The sequence below is a fragment of the Arenimonas sp. genome (assembly GCF_041919775.1).
Lineage (GTDB): Bacteria > Pseudomonadota > Gammaproteobacteria > Xanthomonadales > Xanthomonadaceae > Arenimonas.
The window spans coordinates 24706-48203 of record NZ_JAYRTE010000010.1 but is presented as its reverse complement, the minus strand read 5'-3'; the positions used below and the strand labels follow the sequence as shown (position 1 = coordinate 48203).

Sequence of the window (23498 nt, the reverse complement as noted above, 5' to 3'; positions counted from 1 at the left end):
CGTGGTCGGGCGCTTGCGCCCCGGGGCCTCGGTTCGGTCTGGCGAGCCGAACTTAGGCTAAGGTGCCGGCTCCTGGCAACCAAATGGACCCCCGTGACTTCCTGGATCGACCGCCCCGACGACCTGTCCGACCGCCTCGCCCGCTGGGCAGGCCAGCCCCTGGTGGCGCTGGACACCGAATTCATCCGTGAACGCACCTACTACCCGCAGCTGGCCCTGGTGCAGCTGGCCGTCCCGGGCGAGATCCTGCTGGTGGACCCGCTGGTGCCGGGCATGGACGCGGCGCTGCGGCCGCTGCTGGTGGATCCGGCGGTCACCAAGGTGATGCACAGCGCCAGCGAAGACCTGCAGGCGCTGCAGCGCGGCTGCGCGGCCCTGCCCGCGCCTCTGTTCGACACCCAGGTGGCGGCCGCGATGTGCGGCCTGGGCGCCGGCCTGGGCTACCAGAAGCTGGTGGAACAGGTGACCGGCGTGCAGCTGGCCAAGGGCGAAACCCGCTCCGACTGGCTGCGTCGACCGCTCAGCGATGCGCAGAAGGAATACGCCGCGGATGACGTGCGTCACGTGCACGCCCTGCATGCCTTCCTCGACCGCGAGCTGGCGCTGCGAAACCGCCACGACTGGCTGCAGCAGGACGCCGCACGCGCCCTGGCAGGCGCCGCCGACGACTCGGACGAGCCCTGGCCGCACCTGGCCGTTCGCAGCGCCCAGAGCCTGGACGCGGAAGGCCAGGCGCGCCTGGTCCGGCTGCTTCGCTGGCGCGACGGGCAGGCGCGACGCAGCGACAAACCCAAGTCCTGGGTGCTCGACAATGAACTGGCCGTGGCACTGTCGCGGCGACCGCCGCGCAGCCTGTCGGAGTTCCACGCCACGCTCGACCGACACCCGAAGGCCCCGCGCAAGGCGCGCGGCGAACTCTGGGAAACGCTGTCGGCCCCGCTCGAAGCCGGCGAACTTGAGCTGCCGCTGGCCGTGGGCGACAGCCTGGACAAGGCCCGCATCAAGGCCCTGCAACAGGCCGTCGCCGCAGTGGCGGCGGAGCACGGGCTTCCCGAAGGACTCCTGTGTTCGCGCAAGCATCTGGAGGCACTGCTCGCCGGCCGGGGCTGGCCGACGGCCCTGGAGGGCTGGCGCCGCAAGCTGCTGGAACCGGCGCTGGGACCCCTGCTGGCCGACGGCTAGCCTTCGCCGCCACATGCCTCTATAATTTCCCGACCTTCCGTGGGGGGGTAGCTCAGCTGGGAGAGCGCATCGTTCGCATCGATGAGGTCGTGGGTTCGATCCCCATCCTCTCCACCACGATTCCTGAAAGGGCCGGACCATGTCCGGCCCTTTCTTTTTGTCCCCGCGTCCCGTCCCCGCGTTGGCCCCCGCCCGCCCGCCCGTGAGACAATCCCGGGGTTAATCCGCAGGCCCGCCCCGGCGGGCCGCAAGGCCCCGTAGCTCAGCTGGATAGAGCATCCCCCTCCTAAGGGGAAGGTCACACGTTCGAATCGTGTCGGGGTCGCCATTCCCAAGGCCGCGCTGCGGCCCCAGTACTTGGAGCAAACAATGACCCATGCAGTCCTCACCTCCCTCGGCCTGACCGCCCAGGAATCCGGCACCTATCTCGGCCACGGCGAGTGGTCGCAGACCCGCGATGCCGGCGTCATCGAACCGGTGAACCCGGGCAATGGTGAGGTGCTGGGCAAGGTCTACGCGTCCTCGCAGGCCGATTACGACACCATCCTCGAGCGCGCCCAGGCGGCGTTCAAGGTCTGGCGCACCACGCCGGCGCCGCGCCGTGGCGAAGCCATCCGCCTGTGCGCCGACGCGCTGCGCACGCACAAGGACGCGCTGGGTTCGCTGGTCGCGCTGGAAATGGGCAAGTCCAAGCCCGAGGGCGACGGCGAAGTCCAGGAAATGATCGACATCGGCGAATTCGCCGTCGGCCTGTCGCGCCAGCTCTACGGCCTGACCATGCACTCCGAGCGCCCGGGCCACCGCATGTACGAGCAGTACCACCCGCTGGGCATCGTCGGGATCATCTCGGCCTTCAACTTCCCGGTCGCCGTGTGGGCCTGGAATGCCTTCGTCGCCGGCGTCTGCGGCGACATCTGCATCTGGAAGCCCTCGCCCAAGACCCCGCTGTCGGCGATCGCCTCGATGAAGATCTGCAACGAAGCGCTGCGCAAGGGCGGCTTCCCGGACATCTTCTTCCTGTTCAACGACGGCGGCACCGACCTGGCCCAGGCCTTCGTCGACGACAAGCGCATCCCGCTGATCAGCTTCACCGGCTCGACCAAGGTCGGTCGCCACGTCGGCGAGCGCGTCGCGCGCCGCATGGGCCGCAGCCTGCTCGAACTGGGCGGAAACAACGCCATGATCGTCGACGCCAGCGCCGACCTGAAGCTGGCGATCCCGGCCATCGTGTTCGGCGCCGTCGGCACCGCCGGCCAGCGCTGCACCACCACGCGCCGCGTCTTCATCCACGAATCGATCTTCGACGACGTGCTGGCCAAGCTCGTTGCCGGCTACAAGCAGGTCGAGAAGAAGATCGGTGACCCGACCGACCCGGCCAACCTGATGGGCCCGCTCAACAGCAAGGACGGCGTGCAGGCCTACCTGGATGCGGTTAAGAAGGCGCAGGCCGCCGGCGGCAAGGTCGAAACCGGCGGTGCCGCGATCGACCGCCCGGGCAACTTCGTGCTGCCGACCATCATCACCGGCCTGAAGAACAGCGACGAGATCGTGCAGCACGAAACCTTCGCGCCGATCCTCTACGTCATGCCCTACGCCGACCTGGACGAGGCCATCGCCATGCAGAACGACGTGCCCCAGGGCCTGTCGTCGGCGATCTTCACCCAGAACCTGAAGGCGGCCGAGAAGTTCCTGGCGGCCTGGGGTTCGGACTGCGGCATCGCCAACGTCAACATCGGCACCTCCGGCGCCGAGATCGGCGGCGCCTTCGGCGGCGAGAAGGAAACCGGCGGTGGCCGCGAATCCGGCTCCGACGCGTGGAAGGTCTACATGCGCCGCCAGACCAACACCATCAACTACTCCGACGCGCTGCCGCTCGCACAGGGCATCAAGTTCGACCTCTGAGGCCAAGCCCATGAACATGGTTCCCCGCCAGACCAGCGCCCTCGCGATCACCAGCCTCGTCTGCGGATTGCTGGGCTGGACCTTCCTGCCGCTGCTGGGGAGCCTGGTTGCCATCATCACGGGCCACATGGCCCGTTCGGAGATCCGGCAATCCAATGGCCAGCTCGAGGGCGACGGCCTGGCCATCGCCGGCCTCGTGCTGGGCTGGATCACGATCGCGCTCGCGGTGGCCGCGGTGCTGGCCATCGTGCTGTTCTTCGGCGGGCTGGCGGCCGTGCTCGGCCTGAGCGGCCAGCTCTGACGGGACGGCTCCATGTACTCGCTGGCACGACCCTTCCTGTTCCACCTTGACGCGGAACGGGCCCACGACGTGGGCCTGCGTGCCATCGAGGCCGCCTACCGCACGGGCACCAGCCCACTGCTGGCGGCCCGGCCGAAACCGCTGCCAACCAAGGCCTTCGGGCTGGTGTTCCCCAATCCGGTGGGCTGCGCCGCCGGGCTGGACAAGGACGGCGCCCATGTCGATGCCCTGCTGGCGCTGGGCTTCGGTTTCGTCGAAGTCGGCACCACCACGCCGCGTCCGCAGGAGGGCAACCCGCGGCCGCGCATGTTCCGCCTGCCTGAGCACAACGCCGTCATCAACCGCCTGGGCTTCAACAACCTGGGCGTGGACGCGCTGGTGAAGAACGTCTCGCGCGCCCGCCGGCGCCACGGCCTGCTGGGCATCAACATCGGAAAGAACAAGGACACCCACAACGAGGACGCGGCGGACGATTACCTGTACTGCCTCGAACGGGTCTATCCGCTGGCCGACTACGTCACCATCAACATTTCCTCGCCCAATACCGCCGGGCTGCGCGAGCTGCAGGAAGAACAGCAGCTGCGCCGCCTGGTCGGCGAACTGCGCGAGGCCCAGGAAAAATTCGGCGCCCGGCACGGCAAGCGGGTCCCGATGCTCGTGAAGGTGGCGCCCGACCTGTCCGACGACGACGTCGACGCCTGCGCGCGCGTGCTCAGCGACATGAAGGTGGACGGCGTCATCGCCACCAACACCACGCTCGACCGCTTGCCCGTGCAAAACCACAGGCTGGCCCACGAGGCCGGCGGCCTCTCGGGCGCACCGCTGTACGGCAAGTCCACCGCGGTCCTGCGTCGCCTGCGCGGGCGCCTGGACGATTCGATTCCGATCATCGGCGTCGGCGGCATCCTCAGCGGTGCCGACGCCGCCGGCAAGATCACCGCCGGCGCGCTGATGGTGCAGTTCTACACCGGCCTGGTCTATCGCGGGCCCGAACTGATCGCCGAGTGCGTGCAGTCGATCCGGCGTCGCCGCGAGGGCGTTGCGTGACCGGCTACCAGCTGGCCGACAATGTTTCGCTGGCCGGCCGCAACACCTTCCGCGTACCTGCGCGCGCGGCGATGATGGCCGACGTCTCGCGCGCCGACGCGCTGGGCGAACTGTTCGAATTCGCCATGCTGCGCGAAGGCCCGGTGCTGGTGCTCGGCGAAGGCAGCAACCTGCTTTTCGTCGGTGATTTCCCGGGCGTCGCGATCTGCCTGACCATGGCCGGCGCCTCGATCGTTCGCGACGACGGCGACAGCGCGGTGGTGCGCGCCGAAGCCGGCATGAACTGGAACGACCTGGTCGCCTGGACGCTGGCGCGCGGCCTGTGCGGCCTGGAAAACATGGCCCTGATTCCCGGCACCGTCGGCGCCGCGCCGATCCAGAACATCGGCGCTTACGGCGTCGAGGTCGGTGAGTTCGTCGAAGCGGTCGAGGCCTTCCAGCGCGACACCGGGCAGGTCAAGCGACTGCCGGCAGCCGACTGCGGCTTCGGCTACCGCGACAGCCTGTTCAAGCGCGAAGCCGACCGCTGGGTGGTGACCGCCCTGGAACTGCGCCTGCCGCGCCAGCGCGAGCTGCGGCTCGACTACGCCGGCGTGCGCGAGGAACTCGCGGCCATGGGCGTCGACACCCCGCGGGCCGTGCACGTGGCCGAGGCGATCAGCCGCATCCGCACCCGCAAGCTGCCCAACCCGGCGCTGCTGGGCAATGCCGGCAGCTTCTTCAAGAACCCGGTGGTGGACGCGGCCACTGCCGATGCGCTGAAGGCTGACCACCCCGCCCTGCCCGTGTTCCCCGGCCCCGACGGCGGCCGCAAGCTCTCCGCCGCCTGGCTGATCGAGGCCTGCGGCTGGAAGGGCAAACGCGAAGGCGACGCCGGCGTCGCCGAACAGCACGCGCTCGTGCTGGTGAACCACGGCAAGGCCAGCGGCCAGCAGCTGCTGGACCTGGCGCGGCGCATCGCCGCGTCGGTGCGCGAACGCTTCGGCGTGGCGCTGGAACCCGAGCCGCGCATCATCGGCGCCCGCTTCGACGCGGGGTGAACACCACGGCCGCCCCGGCTTCCCAGGTAGGCCGCGCCGTCGGACTGATGGCGCTGTCGACCGTGCTGTTCGGGCTGATGGCGGTCTGCATCCGACTGGCCTCGGCGCAGCTGCATCCGTTCGAGATCGCCTTCTTCCGCAACTTCTTCGGCTTCGTGATCCTGCTGCCGATCCTGTTCCGGCACGGTCCGTCGCTGCTGCGCACCGACAAGCTGGGTTTCTACCTCGGACGCTGCGCGATCGGCATGGTGTCCATGCTGGCCGGATTCTGGGCGATCGTTAACCTGCCGCTGGCGCAGGCGATCGCGCTGTCGTATTCGACGCCGCTGTTCGTCACCATCGCCGCCGTGCTGGTGTTGGGCGAAGTGGTGCGGGCGCGCCGGTGGACGGCGGTGATCGTCGGCTTCCTGGGCGTGATGCTGATCGTGCAGCCCTTCGGCCAATCCTTCACCGCGGCCAGCCTGGTGGCCGTGCTGGCGGCTGTGGCCAGCGCCAGCGCCGCGATCAGCATCAAGTTCCTCTCGCGCACCGAACACCCCGACGCCATCGTCATCTGGACGACCCTGCTGTGGATCCCGATGTCGCTGCTGCCGGCGCTGATGGTCTGGGAAACGCCGGTGGGCATCACCTGGCTGTGGATCGTGCTGGCCGGATCGCTGGGCAGCATCGCGCACATGTTCTGGACCCGCGCGCTGCGCCTGGGCGACGCCTCGATGCTGACGCCGATCAGCTTCCTGCAGATCGTCGTCGTCGGCGCCTTCGGCTGGTGGCTGTTCGGCGAGACCCTGGACCGCTGGACGATCGCCGGCGCGGCGATCATCTTCGGCTCGAACGTCTACATCGCCCGTCGCGAGGCCAGGCTGGCCCGGCAGGCGGTGACCGACCCGGAAATCAATCCGGAAACTCCGGCGCCGCGCTGAGCCCGCTCAGTCGTCCTCGCCGGCCATGGCCCGGCGGATGCGGGTGGCCGCGCTGCGCTGGCCCGGGTCGAGTTCCTGTTCGGGCGTGGCCAGAAGCGGCGCGATGACCGCGGCGTGCAGGGCCTCCGCGGCGGCGGCGTTGCCGGCACTGCGCTCGGCCTCCGCCAGGTGCCAGGCCGCCACGTAGGTCTCCGGGTGTCTCTCGCCCAGCGCCTCGCGGCGCATCCGGTAGCTTTCCGCGTAGGCGTTCCGGGCCGCCTCGTGCCGGCCCAGCCCGGCCAGCAGCTCGGCTTCGACCCTGAACAGCGCGTGGGTCTGCGGATGTTTCTCCCCAAGCACGGCCAGCACGCGTGGCTTGAGCGCCGGCAACCCCGCCAGCGACAGGTCTTCACGACCGGCCTTGAGCAGCGTGCCCAGGTGGTTGACCTCGACGAACAGCGTGTCCGGGTGTTCCGGACCCAGCAGCGCACGGCGCCCCCCGATGACCTCGCGCTCGAGCGCCAGCGCCTCGTCGTACTGCTCGTCCCGGGCCAGCATCGCCGAGAGGTTCAGGCGCGAGCGCAACACGTCGCGGGAGTCCGGCCCCAGCACCCTGGCGCGCGCCTCCAGCACCTCGCGGGTGACCGCGATCGCCTCGGCGCGCAGCGCAGGATCGTCCTCGCGACCGGCCAGGTCGTTGATCATGTTCGCCAGGTTGCTGCGCTGGTCGAGCGTGGAGGGGTGTTCACGGCCCAGCTTGCGCGCATGCACCTCGGCCAGTTCGCGCTGCAGCGACAGCGCGGCGTCGATGTCGCCGGACATCACCCGCAGGATCGCAAGGTTGGCCATCGTCGCCAGCGTGTCGTCGTGCTCGGCGCCCAGCAGGCGCGCGCGGCGCGGATACAGGTCTTCCAGGATGCTCCGGGCACGCGGCTGGTCGCCGGTGCGGGCGTGGCTGATGGCCAGGTTGTTGAGCACGGACATCGATTGCGGGTCGTCCGCGCCCCGCGCCGCCAGCAGCCGGTCGTAGAGCGCCTGCTGGCGCTCGCGCGCCTCCTGCAGGCGGCCCAGGCTCGCCATCGTGCCGGCGATGTTGAGTTCGAGCTGGACAGGCAGCTCGGCCGCGGGATCCATGCCGGCCAGCGCCGGCGCCAGCGCCTCGAGCGCGGCCAGCGCCCCGGCCAGGTCGCCGCGGTTGGCCTGCGAGGCCAGCTGCTTGCGGCGCGCATCCAGGGTCTTCGGGTCGCGGGCGCCAAGCCCGGCTTCGCGACGGTCCGCCACGGCCTGGAAGGCCTGCTCCGCTTCGGCGTGAAGCGCCAGCGCGGCATAGATGTCGCCGACCGACTCGCGCAGGTCCGCCGCCAGCAGCGGCTGGCCGGCGAAGTCGCGGTCTATCGCCCTTTCGGCGCCGGCCAGCAGCTGGTTAGCCAGCAGGCGCCGCGCCAGGTCGGTAGGACTGGCCTGGGCGAGCATGCGCCCGACGTCGCCGGCGCGCGAAGGCTCGGCGGCGATCAGCTGCTCACGCAGGCCACCCGCCAGCTCCACGCCCATGGCTTCGATATCTATGTCTTCGAGCATGGCCTGCTGGAAAGCAGCCACGCGCTCGAGGTCGGCACTGCGCTGCTGCGCCAAGGTGCGCTGTTCGCGCGCCTGCTGCAGGCCGTAAAGCGAAAGGCCCAGGCCCGCCAGCACCGCGACGGAGACTGCGGCCGCGGCGGCGAAGGCCAGGCGGTTGCGGCGCAGGTACTTGCCCAGCACGTAGCGCCGGCGCGGCGGCACCGCCTGCAGCGGCAGGTCATCCAGGAAACGCCGCAGCTCCTGCGCCAGTTCGGCGGCCGAACTGTAGCGGTCGGCGCGGTCGTGGCGCATGGCCTTGAGCACGACCCAATCGAGCTCCGAGCGCAGCACCTTGCGCAGCCGCGGCCGGCTCAGGCCCAGCTGGCTGGCCCGCGCGGCGGAATTGCCGGGCGCCAGGGTTTCGATCTGCGCGGAAGGCGGCCGCACCGTGGTGTCGGCGGTGTGCTGCGCCCCGGCGGTGTCGTCGCCGACGCCGGGCCGGCGGCCGGCGAGCAGCTCGTACAACAGCACGCCCAGTGAATACACGTCGGAGCGGGTGTCGACCTCGACGCCTTCCAGCCCGGCCTGTTCGGGGCTCATGTAGTCGGGCGTGCCGGCCCGTTCCAGTTCGCCGGCGCGCTCGCCCACCACCAGCGAGCGGCGGGCCGCGGTGGCGATGCCGAAATCGATGATCTTCGGCAGCGGCCGGCCGTCGACCTCGGTCACCAGGATGTTGCCCGGCTTGAGGTCCCGGTGGATCACGCCCTTCTGGTGGGCGTGCTGCACGCCTTCGCAAACACGGATGAAAAGCTCGATCCGCTCGCGCAGCGGCAGGCGGCGATCCTCGCAGAAGCTGGTGAGCGGGCTGCCCTCGATGAACTCCATCACGAAGTACGGGTAGCCTTCGGACGTCGCGCCGGCGTCGTAGACCTGGGCGATCGCCGGGTGCTTCATCTGCGCCAGCATCTGGCGCTCGACCTCGAAGTAGGCCAGCAGGCGCGCGTCGAGCCGGCGGGCGTGCAGCAGCTTGATCGCGACGGTGCGGCGCACCGGCTCGAGCTGGCCGGCCCGGTAGACCTCGCCCATGCCGCCGCGGCCGAGCAGCTCTTCCACCCGGTAGCGCCCAAGCAGCGAGCCCGGCGCCAGCGCCGCCCCGTCCGCCGCCGGCCCGCCCGGTCCCGCCCGCGTCGGCAGCCCTTCGGTCGCCGCCAGATCGTCGTCCGTGCTCCCGCCCATGCGCCCTCCCCCTCAAGCCAGCGCAGTTTAGCCCAGTCGAACATGGCCCCCGGCAAACGGCTAAACTCGGCGGCAGCCCTTCCGCCTGACTCCCATGCGCCAGACCGAGAAGATCTGCACGACCCAGCGCACCCTGCTGAGCGACGGCCCGGCACGCCCGGCCCCGCGTTCGGCCTGCGTGGTTGTCATCCACGGCGAAGGCCTTGGCCGGCGCGCCGACCTGGGCGAGGCGCCGGTGGTCATCGGCCGCTCGCCGGAATCGGACCTGCACATCCCGCACAATTCGGTATCGCGCTGGCACTGCCGGATCTGGCGCGACGGCGACACGTATTACATCGCGGACATGGGCGCCACCAACCGCACCCGCGTGAACGACAAGGCGGTGACCCAGGTCGAGCTGGCCGATGGCGACCACATCACGCTGGGCGAGTGCATCCTGAAGTTCATCAGCCACTCCAGCGTCGAGGCCCGCTACCACCAGGAGGTCTACCAGCTGGCGACGCGCGATGCGCTCACCGAGCTTTACAACCGCCGGCATTTCGTCGAATCGGTCGACCGCGAGATCGCCCGCGCGACCCGGCACGGGCGCCCGCTGGTGATGTGCATCATCGACGTCGACCTGTTCAAGCCGGTCAACGACCAGTACGGACACATCGCCGGCGACGGCGTGCTGCGCCAGCTGGCCGGCATCGTGCGCGGCTTCGTGCGCGGCGAGGACATCGCGGCGCGCATCGGCGGCGAGGAGTTCGCGGTGATGCTTCCGGAAACGGACATCGAGTCCGCCAGGAGCTTCGCCGAACGCCTGCGCGAGGCCGTCGCCGAAACGCCCTTCGTGCTTGGCGGCCAGCCGCAGCGGCTGACGATCAGCATCGGCATCGCCAGCCTCGCCCCGGGGCGGGACGAGCGCAGCCCGCTGATGCAGGCCGCCGACGCCGCGCTCTACCGGGCCAAGGACCTGGGTCGCAACCGGGTTTGCGTCGAGCCCTAGCTTTCAGCCGGCGCAGCCGGTCGCGGCCCGCGATGGTTCGGCCGCACCAGCAGGTAGACCGCCGACACCCAGGCCAGGGCCGCGGTCCAACCCGCGAGGATGTCCGACGGATAGTGCACGCCCAGGTAGATCCTCGAGCCGCCCACCCACACCGTGAACGCGGCGCCCAGCAGCAGCGCCGGCCAGCGCCAGCGCGTGAACCACAGCAGCAGCACGATGGCGGCGGCCAGGCTCATCGCGCCCATCGCGTGGCCGCTGGGAAAGCTGTAGCTGTGTTCGGGCGCGATCGACAGCCAAAGCGCCGGGCGGTCGCGCACGAACACCGCCTTGGCCACCAGGTTCAGAAGCGCCGAGCCGCCCACGGCCAGGCCGAAATACACCGCGCGCCGGATCCGGCCGGCCAGCAGCAGGCCACCGAACACCAGCACCGCCAGCGGCACCACGCCCCAGGTGTAGCCGAGCTGGCTGGCCAGCAGCATGGCCTGGTCGAGGGACGGCGACGCACTGGCTTCGGCCCAGCGCAGTAGGGGTTCGTCGAAACCCAGCGGGTCGGCTTCGTGGATTTCCTCCGCCAGTTCGGAAAAGGCCGACAGCGGCAGCGCGATGCCGAGGAAGGCCAGCAGCAGCCGGCGCCAGCGGCGCTGCACCAGGCGACGGGTGCCGCGCCAGAGCGCGGGCGCATGGGCCAGCAGGCGGCCCCAGTGGTGCAGCACGCGCTCGCGCCGGATCAGGCGCTTTCCCCGCCGTAGCGCCGCGCCACGTACTGGTCGATGACGCCGACGAACTCGTCGGCGATGTTCTCGCCGCGCAGGGTCATGGCCTTCTCGCCGTCGATGAACACCGGCGCCGACGGCGCCTCGCCGGTTCCCGGCAGCGAGATGCCGATGTCGGCGTGGCGCGATTCGCCCGGGCCGTTGACCACGCAGCCCATCACCGCCAGCGACAGGTTCTCGACGCCCGGGTACTTGAGCTTCCAGACCGGCATCTGCCCGCGCACGTGTTCCTGGACCTTCTGCGCCAGCACCTGGAAAAACTCGCTGGTGGTGCGGCCGCAGCCCGGGCAGGCGGTGACCAGCGGCGTAAACGCGCGCAGGCCCATCGTCTGCAGCAGCTCCTGCGCCACCTGCACTTCCAGGGTGCGCGCCGCGCCGGGTTCGGGCGTGAGGGAAATGCGGATGGTGTCGCCGATGCCTTCCTGCATCAGCACCGCCAGCGCCGCCGCGGAGGCGACAATGCCCTTGCTGCCCATGCCGGCTTCGGTCAGGCCCAGGTGCAGCGGGAAGTCGGAGCGTGCGGCCAGGTCGCGATAGACCGCGATCAGCTCCTGCACGCCGCTGACCTTGGCCGAGAGCACGATGGATTCGCGCGCCAGGCCGATTTCGACGGCGCGGTCGGCCGATTCCAGCGCCGACACCACCAGCGCTTCGCGCAGCACGCGGGCGGCGTCCCAGGGTTCGGCACGGGCGGCGTTTTCGTCCATCAGGCGCGCGGCCAGCGACTGGTCGAGCGAACCCCAGTTGACGCCGATGCGCACCGGCTTGCGGTATTCGATGGCCTTCTCGACGATCGCCGCGAACTGGGTGTCGCGCTTCTTGCCGAAGCCGACGTTGCCCGGGTTGATGCGGTACTTCGCCAGCGCCTCGGCGCAGGCGGGTTCGGCGGCCAGCAGGCGGTCGCCGTTGTAGTGGAAGTCACCGACGATCGGCACCGGCACGTTCATCATCGCCAGCTTGTCGCGGATGCGCGGCACCGCGGCGGCGGACTCGGGGTTGTTGACCGTCACCCGCACCAGCTCGGAGCCGGCGCGCCAGAGTTCGGCAACCTGCTTCACCGTCGCGTTCACGTCGGCGGTATCGGTGTTGGTCATCGACTGCACCACGACCGGGGCACCGCCGCCGATGCGCACCTGGCCCACCGCCACGGCGCGGGTTTCGCGCCGCGGCATCGCCTTCGCCTCGCTCATGCCGGCTCGCCCTCCCGCGCCTGGCGCGATTCGCTGTCGCCGGGCTCCGCGGCCAGGCGTTCGCCCAGCAGGACGTAGTCGCCGGCGTTGAGCAGAACTTCGACGTCCTCGAGCAGGTCCGGGCCGCGCACGCCCACGTCGGGGATGTGGCTGGCGGCGTCGTGGATCACCTCGACCCGGCTGCCCGATTCGATGGATGCACTGCAGACGAAACAGCGGCCCGGCGTGCCGTCGATCGGAAACACCTCGACCGCGCGCTGCATCTGCCGGCTGCCGCCGTCGGCGCTGACCACGCGCAGGGCGACCGGGCTTGAACGTCGAGACAGCAGCTCGACGCCGGCGGACAGGCTGCCGTCGGCCTCGTAGCGCAGCCAGCGCATCACGCCGACCATCCAGTCGGGATCCTCGCCGTCCTCGCCGAAGCCCAGGCCGACCAGCTCGCCGACCTTGGCGCGGGCCTGTTCGGCGCTGTCCCAGGCCATGCGGTAGCCGCCCAGGCTCTGGTCGAGCACGCGTGCGGTGAAACGCGGCACGCGGGTCATGCTGGCGCTGCCCTGGGTCCAGGCGGCACCGGCGATCACGTGCACCGTGCCCTGGGCCGACTGGCGCATGAAGGTGTCGAAATCACGCTGGCCGGCCAGCAGGTAGTGCAGCCCGCTGAGTCCGAGCACGGTGTCCAGCGAATGCCCGGCCGGCAGGCGCACGAGGCCGCGCGCGGCCATCTGCCCGAAGGCGCGGCGCAGGCGGATCAGCAGGTCGTTGCCCACCGGCACCGCCAGTCCCGGCGTCGGCGCCAGCTGGCCCTGGCCGTCGCGGATGCGCTCGAGGGCGCGATCGACGTCGGCGGCGAAAGGCGCCAGGTCGAGCCAGGTGGAATGGGCTTCATCGCGGGCGGCACCGCCGGGACCCAGGTCTGCGTCCTCGGGGACCACCGGCGCGATGCCCTCCGGCTGGGTGCCGACCAGCGCACAGCGCGCGGCATAACCGCGGGTCGCCGGCCACAGCGTGTCCTGCTCGGCCTGCGCGAACGCATAGGGATTCACCGAGGCCATCAGCAGCGCCTGCAGGTAGAGCGTGTGCACGTCCTGGGCGCCGCCCGCGGCCTTGTCGTCCACCGGCTTGCGCTCGAGCTTGAGCGAGCCGGCAAACCGGTGCAGGCGGTGCAGCCCCTGCCAGGCGCCGGCCGGCGCCGGGCGATACACCCGCCAGGCCATGGCCAGTGCGCGGACGTAATGCCAGGCCGAACGTTCGAGCGCGGCCAGCACGCTGCCCCCGCGCAGGAAAGGCACGCTGCCGGACGGCGCGCAGAGCTCGCAGACCGCCTGCCGGTAGCCCACGGCCAGATCGAGGTGGAACTTGCCGGCGGCGGCGGCGGCCCTCGCCTTGTCCGGGGGCAGCGGCAGGGAGCTGCCGGAAAACCCGCGCTCGAGCAGAATGATGGCTTCGAGGGTGGTCGCGCGCAGTTCCTCGAGCGCGGCAAAACGCTGTCCGCCCTCGAGCCGCTGGGCGGCCAGGCCATCCAGCGCCCGGGCGATCTCCTGTTCGGCGGCCTGCGGGTTGGCGCGGGGCAGGCCCGCAACCCAGGCCTTCACCTTCTTGGGGTCGGCCGGGAAACGCACGGCGCCGCCGGCAGCGGGCGGCAGGTCCTGGCACAGGCGGCGGTAGCTTTCGCTCATTCGGATTCCTCGTGGCGCGCACAGTTTAGACCGGGCCGCGGGCCGGCCCCACCCCCCGGTTCAACGGCAGCGGGTATCCTGTGGGGCCGTCCCCGGTCCGAGCCATGTCCAGCCTAGCCCGCGAACGCCAGGTCCTGCGTCCGTCCCAGCTCAATGCGCTGGCGCGTGACCTGCTCGAAGGCAGCTTCCCGCAGGTCTGGGTCGAGGGCGAGATCAGCAACTTCTCACGACCGGCCTCGGGACACGCCTATTTCACGCTCAAGGACGCCCGCGCCCAGGTCCGCTGCGCCCTGTTCCGGTCCAACGCCGCGCGCCTGCGCTTCGCCCCGCGCGACGGCATGCTGGTGCTGGCCCGGGGCCGGCTTACGCTTTATGAAGCGCGCGGCGACTACCAGCTGGTGCTCGAGCACCTGGAAGAAGCCGGTGAAGGCGCCCTGCGCCGGGCCTTCGAGGAGCTCAAGGCCCGGCTGGCCGCCGAAGGCTTGTTCGACACCGCCCGCAAACGTGCCCTGCCCGCCTTCACCCGCCGGCTGGCGGTGATCACTTCGCCGCGCGGCGCGGCGGTCCGCGACGTGCTCAGCGTGCTGGGGCGGCGATTCCCGCTGCTCGAGGTCGAGGTGCTGCCGGTGCCCGTGCAGGGCGACGACGCCGCCGCGCAGATCCTGGACATGCTGCAGCGGGCCGGGCGTAGCGGTCGTTACGACCTGATCCTGCTCACCCGCGGCGGCGGTTCGCTGGAAGACCTGTGGGCCTTCAACGACGAAGCCCTGGCCCGCGCCATCGTCGCCTCGCCGGTGCCGGTGGTGGCCGCGATCGGCCATGAAGTGGACGTCAGCCTGGCCGACTTCGCGGCTGACCTGCGCGCGCCGACGCCTTCGGCCGCCGCCGAGCTGCTGGTGCCCGACCGGGGCGAGCTGGCCGGGCGCCTGCGCCGCGACCGGCAGCGCTTTGATGCCCTGCTCGCCCGCGTCCTGGGCGCGCAGGCCCAGCGCGTCGACCAGGCCTTCCTGAAGCTGCAGGCCCTGCGCCCGCAGCTGCGGCTCGAACGTGGCCGCAACCGGCTCGATGCGCTGCGCCATCGCCTTGGCCAGGCCTGGCAGGCGCCGACGGCCCGCCGCAGCGAGCGCCTTTCGCGCCTGCTGCGACGCCTGGACCAGGCCCACCCACGGCGCCGCCTGGAAGCCCACCGGCACCGCCTGGCCCTGCTCGAGCGGGCGCTGGGGGCCCTGCCCGCGCGACTGGTCGAACCACGCCGGCTGCAGCTGCGCGGACTGGCAAGGGCGCTCGAAAGCGTCAGCCCGCTGGCCACCCTGGGCCGCGGTTACGCCATCGTCTTCGACCAGGACGGCCAGGTACTGCGCCGGGCCAGCGACGCCCGCGAGGGTGAGCAGGTCCGCGCCCGGCTCGCCGACGGCCATCTCGACCTGACGGTGCAGCGCCGCCGCGACTAATCGCCGGTGGCCGGGGCCTGCCCCGGCAACGGCGCCCCGGCGAACTCGACGCCGGACGCCCGCCCGTGTTTGGCCCGGTACATCGCCTCGTCCGCGCGCCTGAGCAGGCTCTCGGAATCATCGCCGTCCTCCGGAAAACGGGCGATGCCGATGCTGGCGCCGACCACCACCCAATGCCCGTCGATCGCCACCGGGCGGCTTATCGCCGCCTGGACGCGGGCCGCCACCGAACGCAGCCAGGCCTCGTCGTCGCCGTTCTGGATCGCCACGATCACCAGGAATTCGTCGCCGCCCATGCGCGCCACCAGGTCGCCGGGACGCACCGAATCGCTGAGCCTGCTGCCGATTTCCGCCAGCAGCAGGTCGCCGGCGGCGTGGCCATAGGTGTCGTTGACCGGCTTGAAGCCGTCCAGGTCGAAGCTGAGCAGCGCGAAGCGGGTGTCGCCCCGGCGTCCGCGCGCGATCATCCGGCCCAGGTTGTGCAGGGCCAGGCGACGGTTGGGCAGGTTGGTCAGGGCGTCGCGGCCGGCCAGGCGCCGGATGCGCTGGCGGTCGTGCAGGATGCGCGTGGTCGCCAGCGCCGCCAGCAGGCTCAGGCCCAGGCGGATCGGAAAGCCCGGCATCTGCCACCAGGCGCGCGCGTCCCAGCCTTCCTGCGGTACAGCGGAAATGAGCCAGCTGCCGCCGGGCAGGAAGGCCGGCACCCGCACGGCATCGGCCGAAGCCGGGAGGCGCGCCCCGCGGATGATGTCGCCGCCCGGCCCGGCGGCGTCGCGGCCGACGATGCTCAGGCGCAGGTCCTTCTCCAGCGCGAGGATGCCGGCGTCGCGCATCACCTGTTCGTGGTCGAGCACCAGGCTGACCGCACCCCACAGCCGCGGCACGCCTTCGCGTTCCACCCACAGCGGGATGCGGATCGCCAGTGCCCGGCCCCCCTGCCGCAGGTCGAAAGGCCCGGCCAGCAGCGGGCCGTCCTCGCGGATCGCGCGCAGGGTCGCGTGCTTCTGCACCGGGTCGGCCAGCAGGTCAAGGCCAATCGCGGCTTCGTTGCCCTGCTCGGGGTGGACCGCGGAAACGACGAAACCCGGGGCCATGCTCAGGTTGAGGATCTGCGGCTGGCCACGCATCAGTTCGGCGGCGATGGCCTTGAACTCGGCGTCGGAAATGCCCTCCTGGCGAACCACCTGCACCGCCAGGCCACGCACCAGCCCGACATGGGCATAAACCTGGGTTTCGAGCTGGGCGCGGAAGTCGGAGAGGTCGCGCTGCACCCCCGACTGGCGCTCGCTCAGGTAGCGCTCGCGCTCGAGCCGCGCCGTGCTGATGCTGAAATACATGCCCAGAGCCAGCACCACCAGCCCCACGAAAAGGGGCCTTCCCGGCCGCAGCCAGCTGCCGGCCGGCCCGGCACCGTCGGCAAGGAATTTGTCGGAATTGGTTTCCCGGGCAGCCATCACGGCAATGTACAACGCCGGCCATGAACCCGTCCGGACGCGCTTCACCCGCTCCGGGAAAGACCGTACCCTCAGGCCATGCAGGGCGAGCCCACCGACGAGGAACTGATGCTGGCCTTCGGTGCCGGTGACGCCGGCGCGTTCGAAATCCTCTACGCGCGCCACCGGCTTGGGCTGTTCCGGCACCTGCAGCGCCAGCTCCGCGACGCCAGCCTGGCCGAGGAACTGTTCCAGGATGTCTGGCAGCGGGTCATCGCGGCCCGCGAGCGCTACCGGCCCGAGGCGAAGTTCAGCACCTGGCTGTACCAGGTCGCGCACAACCGCCTGACCGACCACTGGCGCGCCAAATCGCACCGCCCCGATGCGCCGGGCGACGCCCGTGAACTGGCCGAACGCCTGCCCGATCCGGACACGCCCGAGCGCCGGCTTTCGGCCTTCGAGGAACGCCGTCGCCTGCAGCTGGCGCTCGAGGAACTGCCGCCGGACCAGCGCGAAGTCCTGCTGCTCAGGCTCGAGCAGGAGCTGAGCCTGGAGGAGATCGGGGAAATCACCGGCGTCGGCCGGGAAACCGTCAAATCCCGCCTGCGTTACGCCATGGACAAGCTGCGCACGAGGCTGCGGCCATGAGCGTGCAACCCCGTTCCGTCCACCCGCCCGTTGGAAACCTCGCCCTAACCAACCGGAGCCACCCCATGCGCCAGATCGCCGTCACCGCCCTCGCCCTCGCCATCGCCGCCGGCTGCGCCCACCGCGCCGACGACGGCGCCAGTCACGCCGCGGACGCCCGGGAAAAAGCCCGCGAGGAGCAAAGCGAGCGCGCAACGCTCGAGTCCGTTCAAGTCACCGGCAGCCGGATGATGGCCCCGCCGGTCGCCGCCGCACCGGCAGCGCCGCCGGTGGCCTACATGCCGATGCCGCGGCCCCCGGTCGAGCGCAACACCGAAAACTACGCCGCCTTCGAGGACAACGGCATCCGGCGCACCGCCGAGCAGCCGGTCTCGACCTTCTCGATCGACGTCGACACCGGCAGCTACAGCAACGTTCGGCGCATGCTGGCCCAGGGCAGGCTGCCGCCACGCGACGCGGTGCGGGTCGAGGAGATGATCAATTACTTCGACTACGGCTATCCCGCGCCCACCGACCGCCGCCAGCCCTTCCGCGTCAGCACGGAACTTGCGCCAGCGCCGTGGGACGGCAAGCGCGTGCTGATGCAGGTGGGCCTGAAGGGGTACGAGGTGGCGCGCGAGCAGATCCCGGCCAGCAACCTGGTGTTCCTGATCGACACCTCCGGTTCGATGAACTCGCCCGACAAGCTGCCCCTGCTCAAGGAAAGTTTCCGGCAGCTGGTGCCGCGCCTGCGCGCGCAGGACCGGGTGTCGATCGTGGTGTATGCCGGCAGCGCCGGCCTGGTGCTGCCGCCGACCCCGGGCGACCGCCACGGCGAGATCCTGGCCGCGCTGGGCCAGCTCGAGGCCGGCGGCTCGACCAACGGCGGCGAAGGCATCGACCTGGCCTATGCGATGGCCCGGCAGGGTTTCGTCGAAGGCGGCGTCAACCGGGTGATCCTGGCCACCGACGGTGATTTCAACGTCGGCATCTTCGACCCGCGCGCGCTGGAAACCAAGGTCGAGGCGGGCCGCAAGGCCGGCGTCGCACTCACCACCCTGGGCTTCGGACAGGGCAACTACAACGACGCGCTGGCGGAAAAACTGGCCGACGTCGGCGACGGCAACCACGCCTACATCGACAACCTGATGGAAGGCCGCAAGGTGCTGGTCGAGGAAATGGGCTCAACGCTGCTGACCATCGCCAGCGACGTGAAGATCCAGGTCGAATTCAATCCCGCACAGGTCGCCGAATATCGCCTCATCGGCTACGAAAACCGCCAGCTGGAGCGCGAGGACTTCAACAACGACCAGGTCGACGCCGGCGAGATCGGCGCCGGGCACGACGTCACCGCGCTTTACGAACTGTGCCTGGTCGGCATGGGCTGCGAATCGAGCGACGCCCTGCGTTATGCCGCGCCCGCCTCGCCGGCCGCCGGCAGCGGCGAGATCGCTTTCCTGAAGCTGCGCTACAAGCAACCCGGCCAGTCGCAAAGCGTGCTGGTCGAACAGCCGATCCGCCGCCAGGACCTGCGCCGGCAGGCCGGCGAAAGCCTGCGCTTCGCGGCGGCGGTCGCCGCCTACGCCGACCTGCTGCGCGGGGGGCGTAACATGGCGGGCTTCAGCTGGGACCAGGTCGAAGTCCTGGCCCGCGGCGCCCGCGGCGACGACCCCTGGGGGTATCGCGGCGAGTTCCTGCAGCTGGTGGCGCAGGCGCGCTCGCTGGCGCCCGGACGCGACCCCACGCCCTCCATCAGCCAGGATTGAACGATCGGCATGAACCACCCGCAGGACCCGCGCAAGGACCCGCTCCAGGACGATGAAGTCGCCCTGGCCCGGGTCCTTCGCGCCCTGCCGGGCAACGAGCCTTCGCCGCCGGTGGACGCCGCCATCCTCGCGGCGGCCCGCAACGCCACCGCACCCTCGCAAACCCACCGGCGCCGTGGCCTGCCCGGCTGGGCGCTGGGCACGGCCGCCGCCGCGGTGCTGGCCGTGGGCATCGGCCTGCAGCTGCAGCCCTCGCACGACGCCCAGCCGGAGGGCGTGACGGCCGACGCGCCGGCCCCGCAGGCCAAGCCGCAGGAATCCCCGGCCCGGCGCTTGCCGGCATCACCGCCGCCCCCGCCCCCGGCTGCCCCCCCGGCTCCCCCGGTTCCCCGGGCTCCGCCACGCGCGGTCGCTCCCGAGCCGATTCGCGAAGCCGAAGCCGCCGCTGCGCGCTCGCTGGCTGATGAAGCCCGTTCACTGGAAAGCTCTGCAGCCGCCGAGCGCGCTCGCGCCCAGGCGAGCCCATCTGAAGCCCGCGGCACGCCCGTGCAGGAAGCCGCCGATGCCGCCGGCGCCGCACCACCTGCTGCCTTCAGCCAGGACGACGTGCTGCCGCCGGTGGACGAGGACGCGCGCCTCGGCGCCGACGACTGGCTCGAACGCATCCGCGAGCGCGTCCGCCAGGGCGACCGGGCCGGCGCCCGCGCCAGCCTGCAGCGCTTCGAACGCGCCCATCCCGACGTCATGGTGCCGCCCGACCTGGCCGCATTCCGGTCGTGACCGTGGCGCAGACGCTTGCCGGCCCGGCCACCTTCGAGCTGGAGGCCAAACGCAGCCGTTTCCTGGCCCGCGCCGCACCGGTGGAGTCAGCCGAAGCCGCGCTGGCCTTCCTGCACGAGGTCGCCGACCCGCAGGCCACGCACAACTGCTGGGCCTACCGCATCGGCGCTGACTACCGGTCCTCCGACGACGGCGAACCCGGCGGCAGCGCCGGCCGCCCGATCCTGGCCGCCATTGAAGGCCAGGGCGTGGACAAGGTGATGGTGGTGGTGACCCGCTGGTATGGCGGCACCAACCTGGGCGTGGGCGGGCTGGTGCGCGCCTACGGCGGCGCCGCGGCGGAATGCCTGCGCACGGCCGCGCGCCGCGAACTGGTGCCCTGGGTTGAAGCCGACCTGGCCTGCGGCTTCGAGCTGGCCAACGCCGTGCACGGCCTGCTGGCCGAATTCGGCGGCGAAAAGCTCGGCGAGGCCTTCAACGAAACCGGCCTGCGCCTGCGGGTGCGCCTGCCCGACTACACTATCGATCCCCTGGCCCGGCGCCTGCGCGACATCAGTCGCGGCAACGCCCGCCTGCGCACCGACGAGACCCCGCCCGCATGACCGACACCCCGGCCGAAAAGCCGCCCGTCAATTCGCTGCGCGAGCTGCTGCCCTTCGTGCGGCCACACCGTGGCCTCGTGGCCGCGTGGCTGGGCGCGCTGGCGCTGTCGTCCAGCGCCACGCTGGCGCTGCCGGTGGCAGTGAAATACATGATCGACCAGGGATTCACCGCCGGCGGCGAAATCGACCGCTGGTTCGCGCTGTTGTTCGGCGTGGCCGTGGCCCTGGGCTTTGCGACGGCGGCGCGCTTTTATTTCGTCACGCTGCTGGGCGAACGCGTGGTCGCCGACCTGCGGCGGGCGCTGTACGCGCATCTGCTTTCGCTCGACCAGGCGTTTTTCGAACGCACCCGCGCCGGCGAACTGCTGTCCCGGCTGTCGGCCGACGCCGAACTGCTGCGCAGCGTCGTGGGTTCGAGCATGTCGGTGGCGCTGCGCAGCGGCATCACGGTGCTGGGCAGCGCGGTGATGCTGGCGGTCACCAGTCCGCGGCTGGCGCTGTTCGTGCTGCTGGGCATCCCGCTGATCGTGCTGCCGATGGCGTTTTCCGGCCGGCGCGTGCGCAGCGTCGCCAAGGCTGCGCAGGACCGTGTCGCCGACGCCAACGCCCGCGCCGGCGAAACCTTGGGCGCGATGCACACGGTGCAGAGTTATGCCCGCGAATCCTGGGAGGCAGGCCGCTTCGCCCAGGCCGTGGCGCTGGCGCTGGACGTGGCGCGCAAGCGCATCCGCCTGCAGGCGGCGCTGACCGCCATCGTCATCGTGCTGGTGTTCGGTTCGATCACGGCGGTGCTCTGGGTCGGCGCCCGCGACGTCATCGCCGGTGAGATGACCGCAGGCACGCTGGGCCAGTTCGTGCTGTACGCGCTGATCGGCGCCGGCTCGGTCGGCGCGCTGGCGGAAGTGTGGACCGAAGTGCAGCGCGCCGCCGGCGGCATGGCGCGCATTTCCGAACTGCTCGGCGAGCGCTCCGTGCTGCCGGTGCCCGAACACGCCGAACCGCTGCCAACGCCGGTGCAGGGACGCCTGTCGCTGCGCGGCGTTCGTTTCCACTACCCCACGCGCCCGGATGCCCCTGCGCTGGAGGATTTCGACCTGGAGCTGCAGCCCGGCGAAACCGTGGCCCTGGTCGGCCCCTCGGGCGCCGGCAAGAGCACCGTGCTGCAGCTGCTGCTGCGTTTCCACGACCCCGAGGCCGGCTCGATCACGCTCGACGGCCACGACCTTCGGAACATCGCGCCGGTGCAGCTGCGCGCCCAGATCGCGCTGGTGCCGCAGGACCCGGTGATCTTCGGCACCACCGCCCGCGAGAACATCCGCTACGGCCGCCTGGAGGCGACCGACGACCAGATCGAAGCCGCCGCCCGCAGCGCCGAAGCGCACGAGTTCCTGTCGGCGCTGCCGCAGGGCTACGACAGTGAGCTGGGCGAACGCGGCGCCCGCCTCTCCGGTGGCCAGCAGCAGCGCCTGGCGATCGCCCGCGCCCTGCTCAAGGACGCGCCGGTGCTTCTGCTCGACGAAGCCACCAGCGCGCTCGATGCACAGAGCGAACGCGCCGTGCAGCAGGCGCTCGAACGCCTGATGCGCGGCCGCACCACCCTGGTGATCGCGCACCGCCTGGCGACCGTGCTCAAGGCCGACCGCATCGTGGTGATGGACCAGGGCCGCATCGTCGCCCAGGGCACGCATGCGGAACTGTTGGCGCGCGGCGGCCTTTACGCCGACCTGGCGCACCTGCAGTTCGACCACGGTCCCGCGGCCGGCTGAGTTCAGTCCAGCGCGTCGAGGAAACCCGGCGGCAATCCGTAGCGGCCCAGCCAGCCGCGCTGGGTGCCGGTGAGCACGCGCAGCATCTGGCCGCGCCCGCCCGGCAGACGTCCCATCGGCAGGAACAGGCGGTCGCGCAGCCAGGCCAGGGTGTCGGCTTTGGACTGGAACACCGGCGTCAGCCAGCGGCTCCAGAACTGGTAGATCGCCACGTGCCGGCGCCGGCCGGCGCCGTAGGCGGCCAGCGCGGCTTCGACATTCGCGGTTTCGCGCAGCGCGTCGCGCAGGGCGAGGGCATCAAGCAGGGCCATGTTCACGCCCTGCCCCAGCTGCGGGCTCATCGCATGCGCGGCATCGCCGAGCAGGGCCAGGCGGCCGCGCGACCAGGCGCCGGGAATCGCATCGCGGTAACGCGCCTGCGCCAGCTGGCCCGGGTCCGCGATGGGTTCGAGCATCGGGGCCAGCGCCGGCCACAGCGCGGTGGCCCGGGATTTCCACGCCGGCAGCCCTTCGCGCGACCAGTCCGGCAGCGCCGCCGCCGGCAGGCTCCAGAAGAAGCTCAGGCGTGGCGTCGCATCGCCGGGGCGGGCGCCTACAGGCAGCATGCCGGCCATTTCGCGGGCTCGTCGATAGCGCTGCCGCAGTTCGCCGCGCCAGGGCCAGTCACCTTCGGGCAGCAGGCACCACAGCGCGCCCCAGGGATAGGGCCGGTCCAGCCGCGGCGCGCCTGCGGCGCTGCGCAGGCAGGAGGCGGCGCCATCGGCCGCCACGATCAGGTCGTAGGGCCCGTGCCGACTCCCGGCCTCGTCGAGCAGTTCGCGACCGCCCGGTGCCAGTGCGCGGATGCGCACGCCGGTGTGCACGCCGGCCGCGCCGGGCCAGGCGTCGCGCAGAAGTTCGAACAGCGCGTTGCGCTGCAGGCCCAGGCCGAACAGGCGTGGGTCGAGGCCGGCGTAGGCCATGTCCATGACCGCGCGGCCGGCTTCGTTTTCACCGTAGAGGCGGTCAACCCGGCGGCCCAGGGCCAGCGCCGGCGCCAGCAGGCCCAGCTCCCAAAGCGCCGACAGACCCGTGGGCTGGAGCAGGAAGCCGGCGCCGACCGGCCGCAGCGCCGGCGCCTGCTCGAACACCTGCACCCGGTGGCCGTCGCGCGACAGCGCCAGGGCCGCGGCCTGGCCGCCGCTGCCATAACCGACGATGGCGATATCAAGCTGGTTCATGGCCACCCTTAAAAACGAAGCCCCGCGTTCGGCGGGGCTCCGGATGCAACATTGTCTCGTGG

The 23498-nt window shown here is 71.3% G+C and carries 19 protein-coding genes and 2 tRNA genes; 15 read left to right on the top strand and 6 right to left on the bottom strand.

All coding sequences use genetic code 11. From position 1 onward, the window contains the following. The first annotated feature begins 93 nt into the window (after positions 1-93). The 8 genes from rnd (at position 94) to ACE3TE_RS07635 (ending at position 6392) form a co-directional block, all read left to right on the top strand. Positions 94-1182 carry a ribonuclease D gene (gene rnd, locus ACE3TE_RS07670; protein ID WP_374603731.1) on the top strand — a complete coding sequence of 363 codons (1089 nt, stop codon included), beginning with the start codon at positions 94-96 and terminating at the stop codon, positions 1180-1182. Between the two features lie 41 nt (positions 1183-1223). Continuing rightward, positions 1224-1299: transfer RNA gene (locus ACE3TE_RS07665), tRNA-Ala, on the top strand. Between the two features lie 134 nt (positions 1300-1433). Then, positions 1434-1510 (top strand) — tRNA-Arg (locus tag ACE3TE_RS07660). Between the two features lie 41 nt (positions 1511-1551). Beyond that, the gene (locus ACE3TE_RS07655) at positions 1552-3084 is read left to right on the top strand and encodes an aldehyde dehydrogenase family protein (protein ID WP_374603729.1); all 1533 of its coding nucleotides are present in this window, start codon (positions 1552-1554) and stop codon (positions 3082-3084) included. A 10-nt stretch (positions 3085-3094) separates the two neighbouring features. After that, entirely contained in the window at positions 3095-3385 is a 291-nt protein-coding gene (locus ACE3TE_RS07650) for a DUF4190 domain-containing protein (RefSeq protein WP_374603727.1), read from the top strand. Positions 3386-3397: 12 nt separating this feature from the next. Next, a complete protein-coding gene (locus ACE3TE_RS07645; RefSeq protein ID WP_374603725.1) occupies positions 3398-4432 on the top strand; it encodes a quinone-dependent dihydroorotate dehydrogenase in 1035 nt (344 codons plus the stop codon). Continuing rightward, positions 4429-5472, top strand: a complete 1044-nt coding sequence (gene murB, locus ACE3TE_RS07640; protein ID WP_374603723.1) for a UDP-N-acetylmuramate dehydrogenase — start codon at positions 4429-4431, stop codon at positions 5470-5472. Before ACE3TE_RS07645 ends, murB begins: the two co-directional genes overlap by 4 nt. Before the next feature lie 47 nt (positions 5473-5519). Then, positions 5520-6392: a DMT family transporter gene (locus ACE3TE_RS07635; RefSeq protein WP_374603721.1), complete on the top strand. Its 873-nt coding sequence runs from the start codon at positions 5520-5522 to the stop codon at positions 6390-6392. Positions 6393-6398: 6 nt separating this feature from the next. On the opposite strand, the gene ACE3TE_RS07630 is transcribed toward ACE3TE_RS07635, so the two are convergent. Further along, on the bottom strand, positions 6399-9164 hold the full coding sequence (locus ACE3TE_RS07630; protein WP_374603719.1) for a protein kinase: 2766 nt from the start codon (positions 9162-9164) through the stop codon (positions 6399-6401). Between the two features lie 94 nt (positions 9165-9258). Here ACE3TE_RS07630 and ACE3TE_RS07625 point away from each other — a divergent pair, with 94 nt between their 5' ends. Continuing rightward, positions 9259-10152, top strand: a complete 894-nt coding sequence (locus tag ACE3TE_RS07625; protein ID WP_374603717.1) for a diguanylate cyclase — start codon at positions 9259-9261, stop codon at positions 10150-10152. Here the strand turns inward: ACE3TE_RS07625 and ACE3TE_RS07620 are convergent. From ACE3TE_RS07620 to ACE3TE_RS07610, 3 genes are read right to left on the bottom strand one after another with little or no spacing between them, the layout of a single operon-like run. Continuing rightward, the gene (locus ACE3TE_RS07620; RefSeq protein WP_374603715.1) at positions 10149-10865 is read right to left on the bottom strand and encodes a phosphatase PAP2 family protein; all 717 of its coding nucleotides are present in this window, start codon (positions 10863-10865) and stop codon (positions 10149-10151) included. The two genes, ACE3TE_RS07625 and ACE3TE_RS07620, sit on opposite strands and share 4 nt — an antisense overlap. 14 nt (positions 10866-10879) lie before the next feature. Then, positions 10880-12115 carry a flavodoxin-dependent (E)-4-hydroxy-3-methylbut-2-enyl-diphosphate synthase gene (gene ispG / locus ACE3TE_RS07615; protein WP_374603713.1) on the bottom strand — a complete coding sequence of 412 codons (1236 nt, stop codon included), beginning with the start codon at positions 12113-12115 and terminating at the stop codon, positions 10880-10882. After that, on the bottom strand, positions 12112-13791 hold the full coding sequence (locus ACE3TE_RS07610) for a hypothetical protein (RefSeq protein WP_374603711.1): 1680 nt from the start codon (positions 13789-13791) through the stop codon (positions 12112-12114). The genes ispG and ACE3TE_RS07610 overlap by 4 nt, the downstream gene beginning before the upstream one ends. Before the next feature lie 104 nt (positions 13792-13895). Between ACE3TE_RS07610 and xseA the strand changes: the two genes are divergently transcribed. Next, positions 13896-15242 (top strand): exodeoxyribonuclease VII large subunit, encoded by a 1347-nt coding sequence (xseA, locus tag ACE3TE_RS07605; RefSeq protein ID WP_374603709.1) that lies wholly within the window; start codon positions 13896-13898, stop codon positions 15240-15242. Here xseA and ACE3TE_RS07600 read toward each other — a convergent pair. After that, complete coding sequence (locus tag ACE3TE_RS07600) at positions 15239-16696, bottom strand: diguanylate cyclase domain-containing protein (protein WP_374603707.1); 1458 nt, start codon at positions 16694-16696, stop codon at positions 15239-15241. The two genes, xseA and ACE3TE_RS07600, sit on opposite strands and share 4 nt — an antisense overlap. 78 nt (positions 16697-16774) lie before the next feature. Here ACE3TE_RS07600 and ACE3TE_RS07595 point away from each other — a divergent pair, with 78 nt between their 5' ends. The 5 genes from ACE3TE_RS07595 (at position 16775) to ACE3TE_RS07575 (ending at position 22216) form a co-directional block, all read left to right on the top strand. After that, positions 16775-17323 (top strand): RNA polymerase sigma factor, encoded by a 549-nt coding sequence (locus tag ACE3TE_RS07595; RefSeq protein ID WP_374603704.1) that lies wholly within the window; start codon positions 16775-16777, stop codon positions 17321-17323. A 65-nt stretch (positions 17324-17388) separates the two neighbouring features. Further along, a complete protein-coding gene (locus ACE3TE_RS07590) occupies positions 17389-19068 on the top strand; it encodes a von Willebrand factor type A domain-containing protein (RefSeq protein WP_374603702.1) in 1680 nt (559 codons plus the stop codon). A 9-nt stretch (positions 19069-19077) separates the two neighbouring features. Further along, the gene (locus tag ACE3TE_RS07585) at positions 19078-19848 is read left to right on the top strand and encodes a hypothetical protein (protein ID WP_374603700.1); all 771 of its coding nucleotides are present in this window, start codon (positions 19078-19080) and stop codon (positions 19846-19848) included. Positions 19849-19850: 2 nt separating this feature from the next. Next, the gene (locus tag ACE3TE_RS07580) at positions 19851-20450 is read left to right on the top strand and encodes a YigZ family protein (protein WP_374603794.1); all 600 of its coding nucleotides are present in this window, start codon (positions 19851-19853) and stop codon (positions 20448-20450) included. Then, positions 20447-22216 (top strand): ABC transporter transmembrane domain-containing protein, encoded by a 1770-nt coding sequence (locus tag ACE3TE_RS07575; protein WP_374603699.1) that lies wholly within the window; start codon positions 20447-20449, stop codon positions 22214-22216. The genes ACE3TE_RS07580 and ACE3TE_RS07575 overlap by 4 nt, the downstream gene beginning before the upstream one ends. Positions 22217-22218: 2 nt before the next feature. On the opposite strand, the gene ACE3TE_RS07570 is transcribed toward ACE3TE_RS07575, so the two are convergent. Beyond that, on the bottom strand, positions 22219-23436 hold the full coding sequence (locus tag ACE3TE_RS07570) for an FAD-dependent oxidoreductase (RefSeq protein WP_374603697.1): 1218 nt from the start codon (positions 23434-23436) through the stop codon (positions 22219-22221). Positions 23437-23498: the final 62 nt, after the last annotated feature.

What these genes read in the sequence shown, in the direction of transcription:
- ACE3TE_RS07655 (WP_374603729.1), top strand. Translation starts at nt 1,552, where the DNA reads ATGACCCATGCAGTCCTCACCTCCCTCGGCCTGACCGCCCAGGAATCC.
- ACE3TE_RS07650 (WP_374603727.1), top strand. Translation starts at nt 3,095, where the DNA reads ATGAACATGGTTCCCCGCCAGACCAGCGCCCTCGCGATCACCAGCCTC.
- ACE3TE_RS07645 (WP_374603725.1), top strand. Translation starts at nt 3,398, where the DNA reads ATGTACTCGCTGGCACGACCCTTCCTGTTCCACCTTGACGCGGAACGG.
- ACE3TE_RS07635 (WP_374603721.1), top strand. Translation starts at nt 5,520, where the DNA reads ATGGCGCTGTCGACCGTGCTGTTCGGGCTGATGGCGGTCTGCATCCGA.
- ACE3TE_RS07630 (WP_374603719.1), bottom strand. Translation starts at nt 9,164, where the DNA reads ATGGGCGGGAGCACGGACGACGATCTGGCGGCGACCGAAGGGCTGCCG.
- ACE3TE_RS07625 (WP_374603717.1), top strand. Translation starts at nt 9,259, where the DNA reads ATGCGCCAGACCGAGAAGATCTGCACGACCCAGCGCACCCTGCTGAGC.
- ispG (WP_374603713.1), bottom strand. Translation starts at nt 12,115, where the DNA reads ATGAGCGAGGCGAAGGCGATGCCGCGGCGCGAAACCCGCGCCGTGGCG.
- ACE3TE_RS07610 (WP_374603711.1), bottom strand. Translation starts at nt 13,791, where the DNA reads ATGAGCGAAAGCTACCGCCGCCTGTGCCAGGACCTGCCGCCCGCTGCC.
- xseA (WP_374603709.1), top strand. Translation starts at nt 13,896, where the DNA reads ATGTCCAGCCTAGCCCGCGAACGCCAGGTCCTGCGTCCGTCCCAGCTC.
- ACE3TE_RS07600 (WP_374603707.1), bottom strand. Translation starts at nt 16,696, where the DNA reads ATGGCTGCCCGGGAAACCAATTCCGACAAATTCCTTGCCGACGGTGCC.
- ACE3TE_RS07595 (WP_374603704.1), top strand. Translation starts at nt 16,775, where the DNA reads ATGCAGGGCGAGCCCACCGACGAGGAACTGATGCTGGCCTTCGGTGCC.
- ACE3TE_RS07590 (WP_374603702.1), top strand. Translation starts at nt 17,389, where the DNA reads ATGCGCCAGATCGCCGTCACCGCCCTCGCCCTCGCCATCGCCGCCGGC.
- ACE3TE_RS07585 (WP_374603700.1), top strand. Translation starts at nt 19,078, where the DNA reads ATGAACCACCCGCAGGACCCGCGCAAGGACCCGCTCCAGGACGATGAA.
- ACE3TE_RS07575 (WP_374603699.1), top strand. Translation starts at nt 20,447, where the DNA reads ATGACCGACACCCCGGCCGAAAAGCCGCCCGTCAATTCGCTGCGCGAG.
- ACE3TE_RS07570 (WP_374603697.1), bottom strand. Translation starts at nt 23,436, where the DNA reads ATGAACCAGCTTGATATCGCCATCGTCGGTTATGGCAGCGGCGGCCAG.